A 13,016-nucleotide genomic window follows, 5' to 3' on the forward strand; every position below is an offset into this window, starting at 1 on the left:
CGTCTACCTATAGGTGGAACAGGCCTGTTTGTTGTACGTTTTGGTACACCGAAGGAAGAAATTTGTCGAAAAAAATTTTGTGTCCGTTTGGGACACAGGAAAGAGGGGATATCCACATGAGAAAGAGCATTCTCTTTTTGGGACTTATTTTCGCTCTATTGTGCGGATGTAGTCAGCAATCTGCTAACACCTTGTCTGGACGGATATCGGTAGAAAATGGGGCATTTACCTGCACACCAGAGGACATTGTCAATGAGATCAACAATATGGTGGAATCCGATACAGATGGGGTGTTGCTCGGCCTTGGAGAGTATCCTGGTTCTGGAGAGTCCATGCTCGCCGATGACCTAGGCCGGCTGCAGCTGACCATGGAGGCCAACGACGCAGGCAATTTGACCAGCGTGCGGTTATATTGGGATTCCAGCACAAACAATGAAAACGTGATCACATCCGCAGGCGCCTATTGCAGTATCCTGTTCGATCTGCTCAGCCATGACAATTCAGAAGAGATTTACAGCAGCATATCTGAAATCATTTCCGAGGGATCTGGAACTGTGGATTTTGAAAATAATGGTGTATTAGTATCGTTCCTTTCTGGTCGCGGTCTTAATTATTTGGATATTGATGCTCAAGAGTAAGTAACCAGACCGGGGCCAGCAGCCTGGAACTGCGCCCCACCAATCCGGCCTATCCTCCGCGCACCTACTCCCCCGCTGAGATCGAGTCCATCCCGGTCCAGATCATCGGCGTGGTAGTAGAGTTGCGGCGGAAGATAAAGTAATTGGCGCAACCTGGTTTCCGGTAATTCTGCATAAAAGGAGGACCTATAAATGTCTTTTCTATCCAGTGATGCAACACTAGAAATTCCCTATTCCACTGCTGACTGTTTTTCCGCAATGAAATCCGCTGCAGAAACTCTACCAAAATTCAAGATTAAAAGTGAGAATGTAAGTGCTGGTAGACTTCAATATAGTGTACGAGCAGGCATGACTTCTTTTACCTGGGGCGACATCGTAACTGTCGGCTTTACACCCACCCCTGATGGTGGAACAAAAGTTAGCATGACATCTACTGCAAAGGCACCATCTCTCCTTGCATCTGTTACAGAAAATAAAAATATAGAGGCTCTTACAAATGCTTTTATGGACAAAATCCAAAGCTACCAAAAAGTATCAAGCACTACTCCTGTTGCAGCTTCTGCAAGTGCAGCAGATGAGATAAGGAAATATAAAGAGTTACTTGATATGGGCGCAATCACTCAGGACGAGTTTGACCAGAAAAAAAAGCAGTTGCTGGGCCTTTGATCGGTATCTTTAAGCAAAATGAGCCGGGGCTCACGCCCCGGCCTCTTAAAACGCCAGAAATCGAACATTTGTATTGTTCGGGTTTCTTAGTCGCAAAAAAGCCCCAACTTATCAGCTGAGGATTTTAATGTAAGTACTTCAACAGTTGGATCAGGTGTGTACCGCTCATTTCAGTACGCTCATCCTTATCCAGCTTTCGCTTTCCAAATTCCACATACCCATTGTCACTATAGAATGACCTCAGACGATCAACGTCTTCACACTCCAGGTATACCACCTTGCCTCCGATGATTCTTTGAGCAAGCCGAATCTGATCTTCAGCCATTTTCAACAGCTCGTCACCAGTAATCAGTTTATTATAGTCGTTGGTGTAATTCTTACCGAGTTGAGCAACCAGCGGAGCCATAATTACCAAATCATTTTTAGCCGCACTTGGCATTGCAAATTTTCTTAAGCGTCTGCCAAGTGTGCCGGAAACAGAGTGCTTATTCACTACAATATACTTGTTGGCAATCGTAAAATATCCGCAAATGACATTTTCCTTCCGGTAAGACGCATATACCAAAAAGGTCTGAGAAATCCCCTGCTTCGCGAAATCGATTGCAGATCTCTTTGTCAGAAATCGCTCAACATCCCCGTTCTTTGGACACGAAAAGGAGGAGAGGATCTCCCGACAGAAATCCTCTCCCTTTTCTTCTATGATGTCGCTGAGGGACAGTATCGAATAACCTGCCATCATTTATCTCCAAAAAAATCTTTGATTTTATCCTTCTGGATAGTCTGGCACGTTCTGGATATTCGGACCTCTTTGCTCTTTTTTCCCTTTGCGTGCTCAAGTGCTGTAGCAAAACCGCGGCATAGCGACTTGTCCCGGAAGCGGACATCTTTCAGGATACTCTTTGTAGCCATAACCGCACCTCCTTTACTATGCTACGTTTATATTATAGCAGCAGAATAGCCAAAAAAACACTGGGAAATTCTACGAAGTTCTTGTTAGCTTCTTGTTGACTTTTTTAATCACACTATTTCAATGATGGCATTTGACGCTGTCCCTCACTTATGGTGTAACATTACTAAAAGTTGCACATTGAGATACACCCAAGTTCAAAATCTTTTAAAGACGCCAAATATAGACCATTGATATTAAGATAAGGAGGACGCCTCATGTCCAAGGATAAAATGATGGTATTCGGCTATGCCAGAGTTTCCACCGAGAACCAGCTGGAGAACTACTCCATTGAGGAGCAGACCGCCCGGCTGGAGTCCTATTGTGCGGCCAAGGGCTGGGTGCTGCTGCACACCTATATAGACGGAGGATACTCCGGCGGGAACACGGACCGTCCTGCCCTCCAGACCATGCTGGCGCAGATCCGGGAGACCCATGTGGACGCTGTGGTGGTCTACAAGCTGGACCGGCTCAGCCGCTCTCAGAAGGATACCCTCACCCTCATCGAGGACGAACTGCTGGCCCACGGCACTGATTTTGTCTCCATCAATGAAAACTTCGACACCTCCACACCCTTCGGCCGGGCCATGATCGGAATACTGTCCGTCTTTGCCCAGCTGGAAAAGGATCAGATCACCGAGCGCTTTACCATGGGCCGGATCGGCCGGGGCAAGGCCGGGTACTTCCACGGCGGCGGCAACGCACCCACCGGCTATACCTATGCCGACGGCGTCCTTACCGTCAATGAGTACGAGGCCATGCAGGTCCGGGAGGCATTTGACCTCTTCCTGGCCGGGAAGTCCATCAACGCGATCTGGCATATTTTATCCACAAAATACACCACAAAGTGGACGGCGGCAAAGGTCCGCAATGTGCTGAAGAACAGCCTTTATATTGGGAAAGTCCATTTCATGGGCCAGGAATATGATGGAGTACATCAGCCCATTGTGGAGGAACGTGTCTTTACCGCCGCCAACCAACTGCTCAACAGCCTGTCCCGTGAGGCAGCAAAAACAACATCCCAGCGCAACCCTTTCCGGGCGGGCTACCTGCTCTCAGGCCTTCTGTACTGCGGCCGCTGCGGAGCCCGGTACTCAGCCAATCATGGATATTACAGATGCTATTCCAGAGCCAAAAGCAGCCCCAAATTTGTGCGTGACCCAGACTGCAAAAATGACAACTGGGAGATCAGCACATTGGATCACCTGGTATGTCAGCAGGTGGATGCGATGGTATCCAGCTCCGCTGCCGTAGATCACGCGATTATGGCTGCCGACGCCGCCAAGACAGTACGTGTTGACAAGGATAAGCTCCGCCGCACCTGCGCGGAGCTGGAGCGGCAGATCGAGCGTCTGATTGAGCTGTATCAGATAGGCTCCATCCCTATGGCATCCATCACCCAGCGGGTCAACGATCTGTCAGCACAAAAGGCTGCGCTGGAATCGCAGCTTAACGCTCCGGATGAGGTGCCCGCCAAAGATCTGTTCCTTGCTGCCGTAGAGGACTACCGGCAGGGCTTTGCCGATGGGGACACAGACCGCAAGCGTGCGCTGCTGGCCGGTCTTCTGGATCGGGTAACCATTGACGGCCAGTCGATCCAGCTCCATTGGAGGCTGTAAGCAGTAATTTGCAAAATTATATATACCACTCACATGGTCAGGGCCTGCTTGCCGCAGGCTTTGGCTTTTTGAAACGCATGATCCAGCAAAAAAGCCACCCGAGGAAGATATCCAAAATCCTCCAGCAATGTAAAAAGGGGAAAGAAGATGGCCATAGGGGGCAGCATGACGCTGATCACCCAGGCCAGCACCCGGTATACGCCTAGGACCAGCGCCCCGTGGAGCCACTCCGGAGCATTGAGCCAGACAAACAGGTCGGTAAGCCGATCCTGAATCCAGAACAGCCCATCGGAAAGCAGCTGAGAGGGATAGTTAGCCCCCTCTATGGTGAGCCACAGCACAGCCGCCAGCAGAAGCAGCATGGCGGGAATACCGGTGGCCCTGGCGGTAAGCAATCGATCCAGCCGTTCCCCCCCTGCAGCAGCCACACCCTGGGGCAGGGCCTCTTGGGCGGCCTGGTGGGCTGCATGGACCAGGCTGGCCGCCAGCTGATCGCTCAGGTCCGTTATCCCGCTGTGGGTCAGCTGCTCTCTGGCCCTGGTCAACGCGGCTTGAAGTTCCTGGTCCTTCTCCGGGTCCCAGCCTGTCTGCCGTGCCAGGCTGGAAGGAAGCGTGGGATCTCCCTCCAGCAGCCGCAGCGCCACCCAGCGTACAGGGAGTTTACCCTGGAGCCTGGATTCCAAAAGGGGTTTGAGGGAGGCAGCAGCAAATTCCACCTGGGGCGGATAACAAACTGGCCGGGGCTTGGGCGGCTCCTTTCCATCCAACAGATGGTCCAGTGCTTCCATCAGCTCCTCCAGCCCCTCCTCCCGCCCAGCGGAACTTCCAACCACCGGAACGCCCAAATAGGCAGACAAAGCCTCCAAATCCACCGTAATATGCTTGCGGGCAGCCTCGTCCAGCAGGTTGACACACACCACGGTCCTGGGTTCCAGCTCCAGGGTCTGGAACACCAGATTCAGATTGCGCTCCAGACAGGTGGCGTCGCACACCACCACCGCACCCTGAGCACCACCGAAGCAGAGAAAATCCCGTGCCACTTCCTCCTCAGCGGAGTGGGCTAACAGAGAATAGGTACCCGGCAGATCCACCAGTGTATAGGACCTTCCATTCCACTGGCATCGCCCTTGAGCCACCGCTACGGTCTTGCCCGGCCAGTTCCCGGTGTGCTGGCGCAGACCGGTCAGTGCATTAAACAGGGTAGACTTACCCACATTGGGATTGCCCGCCAGTGCCACCACCCGTTCCGCTCCGTCGATCCCTACCGGCTGGAGCACTGCCGCCGCGCCCGCTCCTGTGGCAGCCCGCGTCAGTCCCATGGCGCGCCTGCCAGTCTGACGCCCCTGGCATCCCGCCGCCGCAGAGCAATGACCGCCCCACGGATCAGATAGGCTGCCGGGTCACCCGCTGGGCTGACTGCCGTGCAGCTCACTGCAGTCCCCGGTACCAGTCCCAGGTCCAGCAAACGCCGGCGCATGGCCGGTTCGGTCAGCACCTCGGCTACCTGGCCCCACTGGCCCACCCGAAGGGCATCCAAGGTAATGGTACTCATATCATAACGCTCCTCGCTGTCACTTGAAATGGGTGGAGGCTCGCCGTCAGCCGGTGCAGGCCCCCACAACCTATCATATTGCGGAGCAGAAGGGGTGGTGCCTCTGAAAAACTGGTTCGTATACTGAAAATCTATTGACTAACCATATACAATCGATTAGAATAACAACGAAATGGATTCTTTTTTGCCGCAGCGGTTCGCTGCGGCTCTCTTTTCGGTTGGGAGGTTTTTATGTCAGAACTGCAAGAAAACAAAATGGGCGTCATGCCCATCAAACGTCTGGTCCTCTCCATGTCCCTGCCCATGATGATCTCCATGCTGGTGCAGGCTCTGTACAATGTGGTGGACAGCTACTTCGTGGCCAAAGTCAGCGAAAACGCACTGGCTGCCGTGGGAATGGCCTTCCCCTATCAGAACCTGATGATCGCCGTCAGCGTAGGTACCGGCGTGGGCGTCAACGCCCTGCTCTCCCGCAGCCTGGGCGCCAAGGACTTTGATACAGCCAACCGCACCGCAGAGAACGGCGTTTTTCTGGCCTTCCTCAGTATGCTGGTCTTTTCCATTGCAGGTGTTGTGTTTGCCGAGCCCTTCTTCCTGGCACAGAACAACGACCCGGATATCGTCAACCAGGGCGTGGCTTATCTGCGAATCTGCGCCGGGCTCTCCATTGGTCTCTTTATGGAGATCATGTTTGAGCGGCTGCTCCAGTCCACTGGGCGCACCTTCTACACTATGATCACCCAGGGCGTGGGCGCAGTCATCAACATCGTTATGGACCCCATCCTCATCTTTGGCATTGGCCCCTTCCCGGAGATGGGCGTGGCCGGCGCTGCTGCCGCCACCGTGCTGGGCCAGATCGTTGCCGCCATTTTGGCTCTGATCTTCAATATTACCCACAACCATGAGATCCAGCCCAAACTGAAGGGGTTCCGCCCCCGCGGACATATCATTGGACGCATTTATAGCGTTGGTATCCCCACCATCGTACTCAACTCCATCAGCTCGGTGATGACCTTTGGTATGAACCTGATCCTGGGCGCCATCTCCACTTCCACCGCCGTGGCTGTATTCAACGTCTACTTCAAGCTCCAGAGCTTTGTATTCATGCCGGTATTTGGCCTGAATAACGGCATGGTACCCATCGTCTCCTACAACTTTGGTGCCCGGAAGCGTAAGCGTCTTACGGAAACCGTGCGCTTCAGTGCCATTCTGGCCGTTGGCATCATGCTGGTGGGCCTGGTGATCATTCAATTTTTCGCCGCCCCCATTCTGGGTCTGTTTGAGGCCTCGGCGGAAATGCTGCGGATCGGCGTGCCCGCCCTGCGGATCATCAGCCTGTGCTTTGTATTTGCCGGCTTCAACATCATCTGCTCCTCCACGTTCCAGGCCTTGGGCAACGGCGTACTGAGCATGATCATGTCCATCGTCCGCCAGCTGGTGGTACTCCTCCCCGCCGCTTACTTCCTCTCCTTTACCGGAAGTGTAACCGCCGTGTGGTGGTCCTTTCCCATTGCCGAGATAGCCTCCCTGATTTTGAGTCTTCTCTTCCTGCGGCTGGTCTTCCGCAATGTGATTGCTCCCCTGGGAGACAGTGAGTAAGCCTTTAAAGTAAAATAATGAGATCTAAAAATAAGCAGCCCCCCGTGCCCGGTTTGACCAGGCGCGGGGGGCTGCTTTTCTCTTTGCAATGATCTATGCTCAGCACTTGACGGCAATGACTGCGATCTCGATCTTGCAGTTGTCCGCCAGGCCTACGTTGCCGTAGCACAGCCGGGCAGGCATCCGCTTAGGATCAAAGTGGCGCACATACTCCGCGTTCATCTCGTCCCGCTCGGCAAAATCCCGCAGCAGCACGTCGATCCGCACCACATGGTCCATGTCGGAGCCGTAGCGCTTGAGCAGCTGCTCCAGGTTGTTCAGCACCTGGCGGGTCTCAAAGGTGATGTCGCCGCAGGCCAGCTCCTGGGTCTCCAGGTCCTCGGATACCAGGCCGGAGAGGTAGAGATACTTCCCATCCACCACTACCAGGTCGGAGTAGGGGGCCTCCAGATCGTCTGTAAAGCGAATGTAGGTATTGTCCATAAAATCCACTTCATCCTTTCCATCATCGGGCCTGCATCTGAAGGACAGGCCTGTTCATGCCATTATCCCACAGATCCCGTCCAAACGCAACGGGTGCGCTTTACTTCACCTTGCTGATGGCGGTAATCACAGGAGTAGCACCGTCCACCCCCAGCTCACCGGTATAAGTAATCTCCACCGAGTCACCCTCGGCAAATCCGTCGACACTGACGCCCTTGCCGTAATCCATGCTCTGGTACTCACCATCGCCGGTAAGCAGCACCAGATAGTCCCCCATCTGGTTGATGATCCCGCTCACCTTTTTTTCCTCTACCTTCTCCGTGGACTGAGGCTGGCTGGAACCATCGTCCGTCTTTTTACCGCTGTCAGCCTTTCCGCAGGCGCTCAGTGCAAACACCACAAGCACCAGAGTAAGAACCAGGCAAATCTTCCGCTTCATAGTCATGTTCCTTTCTTTGTCCCTGTCTGGGATTGATGCATTCACCGGGCAGACCTTGCCGCCCGTGTTACGATGCTTAGACTCCCGTCGAGGCCGGAAAGTTGTGCCAGCCGCAAAAAGAAAGGAATTCTTTATAATTTCCGATTACAGTTCCAGAGTGGCAGCCACCTGCTTCAGGGTCTCCGCCGAGCGGCGCAGCTGCTCCTGCTCCTCCTGATCCAGCACGATAGGCACATGGGTCTCCACCCCGTCCAAGCCTACAATGGCAGGCATACTCAGGGCGATACCCTCGATGCCGTACTCACCATGCATCATGGTGGACACCGGCAGGATGGACCGCTCATTGCGGACAATGACCTCGCAGATCCGCTTTACCGACATGGCAATGCCATAGTAGGTAGCCTGCTTCTTGGCAATGATCTCATAGGCGCTGGTCTTGACCTTCTCGGCAATCTCCTTCATGGCAGAGGCGTGATCGAAATGGCCCCGCATCTCGCAGAAGTCGTTGAGGGGGATACCGGAGACGTTGGAGCTGCTCCAGGCGGCGATCTCGCTGTCGCCGTGTTCACCGATGATGAAGGCGTGGACACTGCGGCTGTCCACATGGAGGTGCTGCCCCAGCTGGTACTTGAGCCGGGCGGTATCCAGCACGGTACCAGAGCCAATCACACGGTGCTCCGGCAGCCCGCTGAGCTTAAGGGCTGTATAGGTCAGGATATCAACCGGATTGGAGACAATGAGCAGGATCCCCTGAAAATCCCGCTTTGCGATCTCAGGGATGATGCTCTTGAAGATCGCTACATTCTTGTGGACCAGATCCAGCCGGGTCTCGTTGGGCTTCTGATTGGCTCCCGCCGTCACAATGACCACAGCGGCATCCGCCACATCGTCATAGGTACCGGCATAGATTTTCATAGCCCCCGCAAAGGGGATGCCGTGAGCAATGTCCTTGGCCTCACCATCGGCCTTGTCGAAGTTCACGTCCAGCAGCACCAGTTCGGAAAACAGATGGCTCTGCATCAGGGCAAAGGCCGTGGCGGAGCCTACAAAACCGCAGCCGACGATGGCAGCTTTGCGGGGATTGACGATGGTCTTTTTCATCATATACACCTCTCTATGTTCCGTGGATCACTCCACGGCCTGTGCTTTTTGCAGCTTTCCTTGTGTTGTCTAAATCATATATGATTTTAGGTATTTTGTCTGTTGCTACTGCAACAAAACCGCAAATTTCTTTGGGCGCTGGGCTCTATTCGTTCCTCACGTCTTAAGATTCGTAAAGACTCCGCTTTTTTCGCGGGCCGGACTTTCCCAATCCGCCTTCCTCTGTTACAATGGGAGCACAATACAGCACGAGGAGGCGCTGTCCATGACACCTATAATTCTCATTGCCGAGGACGACGCGGATATCCGGGGCCTGCTGCGGCTCTATCTGGAGGGCGAAGGCTTTCGGGTTCTGGAGGCGGACGACGGCAGCAAGGCGCTGGAGCTGGCCCGAACCCACAGCCCTGACATGGCCATTCTGGATATCATGATGCCCGGCCTCAATGGGTTTGAACTGACTCGCGCCCTGCGCCAGTACAGCCAGCTGCCCATTTTGATCCTGTCCGCCAAAAGCCAGGACAATGACAAGATCCTGGGCCTGAATCTGGGAGCCGACGACTACATCGCCAAGCCCTTTAACCCGGTGGAGATCGTGGCCCGGGTAAAGGCCCAGCTGCGCCGGGCAGGCCGGACAGGTCAGGATGTGCTCACGGTCCGGGATCTGGCGCTGGATACCGTTACCTGCCAGCTGTCCAAACGGGGCGTCCCCGTGGCTCTCACCCCCATGGAATATAAGATCCTGGCCCTGCTCATGCGCTCCCCCGGCCGGATCTTCACCAAGATCCAGCTGTATGAGGGGGCGGTGGGCCCCTACTTTGAGGGGGACGACAACACCATGATGGTCCACATCTCCAAACTGCGGGACAAGCTGGAGGACGACCCGAAGGACCCCCGCTATATCATTACCGTGAGAGGATTGGGGTATAAGCTTGAAAAATAAACCGGTTCCCGGCAGCCTGTTCGGCCTGCTGGTACGCAATTACCTGCTGTTTACCCTCACCCTGCTGGTCATTGTGGGCGGGATCTTTTCTCTGTGGGATCAGTGGCTGACCCGGCTCTATCAACCGGCGGACTGGGCCGGTCTGATGGCCGACAGCGCCTTGTTATCCGGCAATTACCAGAGCCTGACCCGCTATACCGGCGACACAGGCAGCGCCTTTGCCGTCTATGACGGGGATGGTCTGCTGGTCTACTCCTCCGATCTCGGGTTTGACCCGCTCTGCACTCCCAGTGAACTGGACTGCGTCCAGCTCTGGGATGCAGATGCCGCCGTTACCACCTTTGCGTTGTCCAACGCGAACAAAGAATCCCGCTATCTGGTGATCCGTCAGTCCATGAGCGACGGATCGGTGGACACCATGGTGCTGAATGGCTCCTATGAGGTCATATTTGGCGGCCTGAAGGAGGGCAAGACCGTCTATACGCCCCAGGAATTTCTCTACCTGTCCGGCAAGCGGTTTTCCGACGCCTTTCTTACCCGTGGTGTCTTTGTCAATCAGGACAACGAGCCCATGACCGTTCTGCTGCGTGAGGCGGTGATCAGCGACGCCGATTACATGAAACGCTATCAGGATTCCTGGAAGGTTTGGCTCCTCTTTATCCCCCTGTTCCTGCTCAGCGCAGGGCTCTTCATCTGGTGGCTCAGCCGCCGGATCGGCCGTCCCCTGCGCAGGCTTAACGACGCAGTAGTCTCCCAGTCTGAGGGCCGGATGGTCCGGGTGGGGGACTGCGGCGGAACCCGGGAGATCCGGCGTATTGGAGAGAGCTTCGACCGTTTTTCCGACCGGCTGGCCGAAAGTGAGGCGGAACGCCAGCGGCTGGATCAGGGCAGACAGAAGCTGATTGCCGACATCTCCCATGACCTCAAGACCCCCATCACCGTCATTGCCGGATACATTGACGCCATCTGTGACGGCAAGGTGCCCCCTGAGGAACAGGAGCGCTACCTGCGGGCCATTCAGGGCAAGGCAGCCGCCCTCACTGAGCTGGTGGACGCCTTCCATGAATACAGCAAGGTGGAGCATCCGGAGTTCATACTCCACACCGAGCCCACCGATCTGTGCGAATTTCTGCGGGCCTATTTGGCGGACAAATATGACGAGATCGATCTGGCGGGCTTCGGGCTGGACATTGATCTGCCCGACCGGGCCCTGCGCTGCCAGTTGGACCCCCTGCAATTCCGCCGGGTGCTGGATAATCTGCTTTCCAACGCCCTGCGGCACAACCGGCTGGGCACCATGCTCTTCTTCCGGCTGACCGAGACCGAGGGCAAGGCTCTGCTCACTGTGGCGGACAACGGCGCAGGGATTCCCCCGCAGCGGATGAAATCTATTTTTGAGCCCTTTGTGGTGGGCAGCGATGCCCGTTCCGGCCAGGGCAGCGGCCTGGGCCTGTCCATCACCCGCCGTATCATGGAGCTGCACGGCGGCTCTATTACCCTCTCTACCCGTCCCGCTGCAGGGAAAGGCACGGAATTTCTCCTCACCCTTCCCCTGTGGCAGCCGCCCACCTCCACCTAATTTTTGACGCTCTGGACTGGAAACAGTCCGGAGCGTCTTTTTTCTTTCTCCTACCTTTACAAATCTTAAACAAACCCACACGAGGGATAAAGAGTGGTCGGGTATACTCCCATTCAGAAAGGGGGCAACACCTATGAATGGGCCTGATTTGCGCAGCCGCCCCATCATTGAAGTGAAAAATGTCCGCAAAGAGTACCCCATCGGCGACGAGACGGTGGTGGCACTCAAGCGCATCAATCTAAGCGTGTCCCGTGGGGAGATCTGCTGTATCTTCGGCACCTCCGGCTCGGGCAAAAGTACCTTGCTCAACCAGCTGGCCGGTATGGAGAAGCCCACCCGTGGGGAGGTCCTCATCGGCGGGGTACCCATCTCCCGGCTGAATGAGAATCAGCTGGCCGCCTTCCGGCAGCAGCACCTGGGCTTTGTGTTCCAGTCCTACAACCTGCTGCCCAACCTGACCGCCACCGAAAACGTGGCCCTCCCCCTGATGTTTCGTGGGGTGCCCAAAGCCCAGCGGGAGGCCGCCGCCCGCAAGCTGCTCACCCGGGTAGGGCTGGCCCACCGGCTGGACCACTTTCCCCGCCAAATGTCGGGCGGTCAGCAGCAGCGTGCGGGCATCGCCCGGGCCTTTATTGCCCGGCCCGATGTGGTCTTTGCCGACGAGCCCACCGGCAACCTGGACTCCAAAACCACGGTAGAGATCATGAACATGATCTGCACCTTCGCCCGTGACTACCACCAGACCATCATTCTGGTCACCCACGATCCGGAAATGGCAGCCTACGCCAATCGGATCGTCACCCTCATCGACGGCGAGATCGTCAGCAACAAAGTCAATCCAAAGGAGAGATCTTCCCATGAAACATAACCTATTCCGCACCGGCGTTTCTCTGCTCCTGCTGCTGGCCATGCTGGCGGCGTCGCTGCCCGCAGTCTTTGCCGCCGAGGGCAGCAATCTGTACATCACCGGCTACCAGGTCACCGATTCCTCCGGCCGCTCGGTGGGCAGCATCAGCAAAGGCAATACGGTCAACATCACCGTGTCCGTCAAGGATACCGGCGACGGCACCGGGGCCGGCGATCCCAAAACCCTGGACATTACCAAGCTGGACGACAGCTTTACCGGCGGCTCCCTCTCGGTGGAAAAGACCTCCTCTGACTCCGCCCCTCTGGTCTATGCCGTCCGGCTCACCGGCCTGACTTACAAGGGAGTTGGCCAAAGTCTGAAGCTCCAGGTGGGTACCGCTGGCGATGCCAGTTCCTATCAGACGCTGGAGGTCACCATTACCGAAGCGGTGGTATATGAAGCACCCACCAACGTTCCTGAACCTCCCTCCGCCCCTGATCCCGCAACGGCAAGCGCACCGCCGCCGCCGCCCTGAAGGTGGCTGTGGATCTGGTGGATGAGGGCATGATCGACGAGAAGGAGGCCGTGTGCCGCGTCGATCCCAAGC

The 13,016-nt window shown here is 55.6% G+C and carries 15 protein-coding genes; 8 read left to right on the forward strand and 7 right to left on the reverse strand.

Translation table 11 applies throughout. The annotated features are described in order from the left end of the window. Positions 1–116 precede the first annotated feature (116 nt). Both B5F94_RS10280 and B5F94_RS10290 read left to right on the forward strand, forming a co-directional pair. Entirely contained in the window at positions 117–638 is a 522-nt protein-coding gene (locus B5F94_RS10280) for a hypothetical protein (protein WP_087329938.1), read from the forward strand. Positions 639–830: 192 nt separating this feature from the next. Then, positions 831–1,304 carry an SHOCT domain-containing protein gene (locus tag B5F94_RS10290; RefSeq protein ID WP_087329940.1) on the forward strand — a complete coding sequence of 158 codons (474 nt, stop codon included), beginning with the start codon at positions 831–833 and terminating at the stop codon, positions 1,302–1,304. A 124-nt stretch (positions 1,305–1,428) separates the two neighbouring features. On the opposite strand, the gene B5F94_RS10295 is transcribed toward B5F94_RS10290, so the two are convergent. Together B5F94_RS10295 and B5F94_RS16710 are read right to left on the reverse strand one after the other, a co-directional pair. Further along, entirely contained in the window at positions 1,429–2,043 is a 615-nt protein-coding gene (locus B5F94_RS10295) for an N-acetyltransferase (protein WP_343212815.1), read from the reverse strand. Further along, complete coding sequence (locus B5F94_RS16710; protein WP_087187504.1) at positions 2,040–2,213, reverse strand: hypothetical protein; 174 nt, start codon at positions 2,211–2,213, stop codon at positions 2,040–2,042. Before B5F94_RS16710 ends, B5F94_RS10295 begins: the two co-directional genes overlap by 4 nt. Before the next feature lie 255 nt (positions 2,214–2,468). Between B5F94_RS16710 and B5F94_RS10305 the strand changes: the two genes are divergently transcribed. Further along, positions 2,469–3,869 (forward strand): recombinase family protein, encoded by a 1,401-nt coding sequence (locus B5F94_RS10305; protein ID WP_242965654.1) that lies wholly within the window; start codon positions 2,469–2,471, stop codon positions 3,867–3,869. A gap of 29 nt (positions 3,870–3,898) precedes the next feature. Here the strand turns inward: B5F94_RS10305 and B5F94_RS10310 are convergent, their stop codons facing one another. Together B5F94_RS10310 and B5F94_RS10315 are read right to left on the reverse strand one after the other, a co-directional pair. Then, positions 3,899–5,188 carry a FeoB small GTPase domain-containing protein gene (locus B5F94_RS10310; protein WP_087329942.1) on the reverse strand — a complete coding sequence of 430 codons (1,290 nt, stop codon included), beginning with the start codon at positions 5,186–5,188 and terminating at the stop codon, positions 3,899–3,901. Continuing rightward, on the reverse strand, positions 5,179–5,421 hold the full coding sequence (locus tag B5F94_RS10315) for a FeoA family protein (RefSeq protein WP_087187506.1): 243 nt from the start codon (positions 5,419–5,421) through the stop codon (positions 5,179–5,181). Before B5F94_RS10315 ends, B5F94_RS10310 begins: the two co-directional genes overlap by 10 nt. A 231-nt stretch (positions 5,422–5,652) precedes the next feature. Here B5F94_RS10315 and B5F94_RS10320 point away from each other — a divergent pair, with 231 nt between their 5' ends. After that, complete coding sequence (locus B5F94_RS10320; protein WP_087329944.1) at positions 5,653–7,020, forward strand: MATE family efflux transporter; 1,368 nt, start codon at positions 5,653–5,655, stop codon at positions 7,018–7,020. A 99-nt stretch (positions 7,021–7,119) separates the two neighbouring features. On the opposite strand, the gene B5F94_RS10325 is transcribed toward B5F94_RS10320, so the two are convergent. The 3 genes from B5F94_RS10325 to B5F94_RS10335 all read right to left on the reverse strand — a co-directional run bounded on the left by B5F94_RS10325 (position 7,120) and on the right by B5F94_RS10335 (position 9,043). After that, a complete protein-coding gene (locus B5F94_RS10325) occupies positions 7,120–7,503 on the reverse strand; it encodes a RidA family protein (protein WP_087187508.1) in 384 nt (127 codons plus the stop codon). Positions 7,504–7,603: 100 nt separating this feature from the next. Continuing rightward, a complete protein-coding gene (locus B5F94_RS10330; protein WP_087329946.1) occupies positions 7,604–7,942 on the reverse strand; it encodes a hypothetical protein in 339 nt (112 codons plus the stop codon). 144 nt (positions 7,943–8,086) lie between these two features. Next, positions 8,087–9,043, reverse strand: a complete 957-nt coding sequence (locus tag B5F94_RS10335) for an L-lactate dehydrogenase (protein WP_087270995.1) — start codon at positions 9,041–9,043, stop codon at positions 8,087–8,089. A 265-nt stretch (positions 9,044–9,308) separates the two neighbouring features. On the opposite strand from B5F94_RS10335, the gene B5F94_RS10340 reads away from it, so the two are divergent. The 4 genes from B5F94_RS10340 (at position 9,309) to B5F94_RS10355 (ending at position 12,944) form a co-directional block, all read left to right on the forward strand. After that, the gene (locus B5F94_RS10340; RefSeq protein WP_087270998.1) at positions 9,309–9,983 is read left to right on the forward strand and encodes a response regulator transcription factor; all 675 of its coding nucleotides are present in this window, start codon (positions 9,309–9,311) and stop codon (positions 9,981–9,983) included. Continuing rightward, positions 9,973–11,562 carry a sensor histidine kinase gene (locus B5F94_RS10345; protein ID WP_087329948.1) on the forward strand — a complete coding sequence of 530 codons (1,590 nt, stop codon included), beginning with the start codon at positions 9,973–9,975 and terminating at the stop codon, positions 11,560–11,562. Before B5F94_RS10340 ends, B5F94_RS10345 begins: the two co-directional genes overlap by 11 nt. A 133-nt stretch (positions 11,563–11,695) precedes the next feature. Then, positions 11,696–12,430, forward strand: a complete 735-nt coding sequence (locus B5F94_RS10350) for an ABC transporter ATP-binding protein (RefSeq protein WP_087187513.1) — start codon at positions 11,696–11,698, stop codon at positions 12,428–12,430. Continuing rightward, complete coding sequence (locus B5F94_RS10355; protein ID WP_087329950.1) at positions 12,420–12,944, forward strand: hypothetical protein; 525 nt, start codon at positions 12,420–12,422, stop codon at positions 12,942–12,944. The genes B5F94_RS10350 and B5F94_RS10355 overlap by 11 nt, the downstream gene beginning before the upstream one ends. Positions 12,945–13,016: the final 72 nt, after the last annotated feature.

This window comes from Flavonifractor sp. An4 (assembly GCF_002161755.1).
Lineage (GTDB): Bacteria > Bacillota > Clostridia > Oscillospirales > Oscillospiraceae > Flavonifractor > Flavonifractor avicola.

Bases quoted from the DNA above. Each gene is read 5' to 3' on its own strand.
- B5F94_RS10280 (WP_087329938.1), top strand. From the start codon at position 117: ATGAGAAAGAGCATTCTCTTTTTGGGACTTATTTTCGCTCTATTGTGC.
- B5F94_RS10290 (WP_087329940.1), top strand. From the start codon at position 831: ATGTCTTTTCTATCCAGTGATGCAACACTAGAAATTCCCTATTCCACT.
- B5F94_RS10295 (WP_343212815.1), bottom strand. From the start codon at position 2,043: ATGATGGCAGGTTATTCGATACTGTCCCTCAGCGACATCATAGAAGAA.
- B5F94_RS16710 (WP_087187504.1), bottom strand. From the start codon at position 2,213: ATGGCTACAAAGAGTATCCTGAAAGATGTCCGCTTCCGGGACAAGTCG.
- B5F94_RS10305 (WP_242965654.1), top strand. From the start codon at position 2,469: ATGTCCAAGGATAAAATGATGGTATTCGGCTATGCCAGAGTTTCCACC.
- B5F94_RS10310 (WP_087329942.1), bottom strand. From the start codon at position 5,188: ATGGGACTGACGCGGGCTGCCACAGGAGCGGGCGCGGCGGCAGTGCTC.
- B5F94_RS10315 (WP_087187506.1), bottom strand. From the start codon at position 5,421: ATGAGTACCATTACCTTGGATGCCCTTCGGGTGGGCCAGTGGGGCCAG.
- B5F94_RS10320 (WP_087329944.1), top strand. From the start codon at position 5,653: ATGTCAGAACTGCAAGAAAACAAAATGGGCGTCATGCCCATCAAACGT.
- B5F94_RS10325 (WP_087187508.1), bottom strand. From the start codon at position 7,503: ATGGACAATACCTACATTCGCTTTACAGACGATCTGGAGGCCCCCTAC.
- B5F94_RS10330 (WP_087329946.1), bottom strand. From the start codon at position 7,942: ATGAAGCGGAAGATTTGCCTGGTTCTTACTCTGGTGCTTGTGGTGTTT.
- B5F94_RS10335 (WP_087270995.1), bottom strand. From the start codon at position 9,043: ATGAAAAAGACCATCGTCAATCCCCGCAAAGCTGCCATCGTCGGCTGC.
- B5F94_RS10340 (WP_087270998.1), top strand. From the start codon at position 9,309: ATGACACCTATAATTCTCATTGCCGAGGACGACGCGGATATCCGGGGC.
- B5F94_RS10350 (WP_087187513.1), top strand. From the start codon at position 11,696: ATGAATGGGCCTGATTTGCGCAGCCGCCCCATCATTGAAGTGAAAAAT.
- B5F94_RS10355 (WP_087329950.1), top strand. From the start codon at position 12,420: ATGAAACATAACCTATTCCGCACCGGCGTTTCTCTGCTCCTGCTGCTG.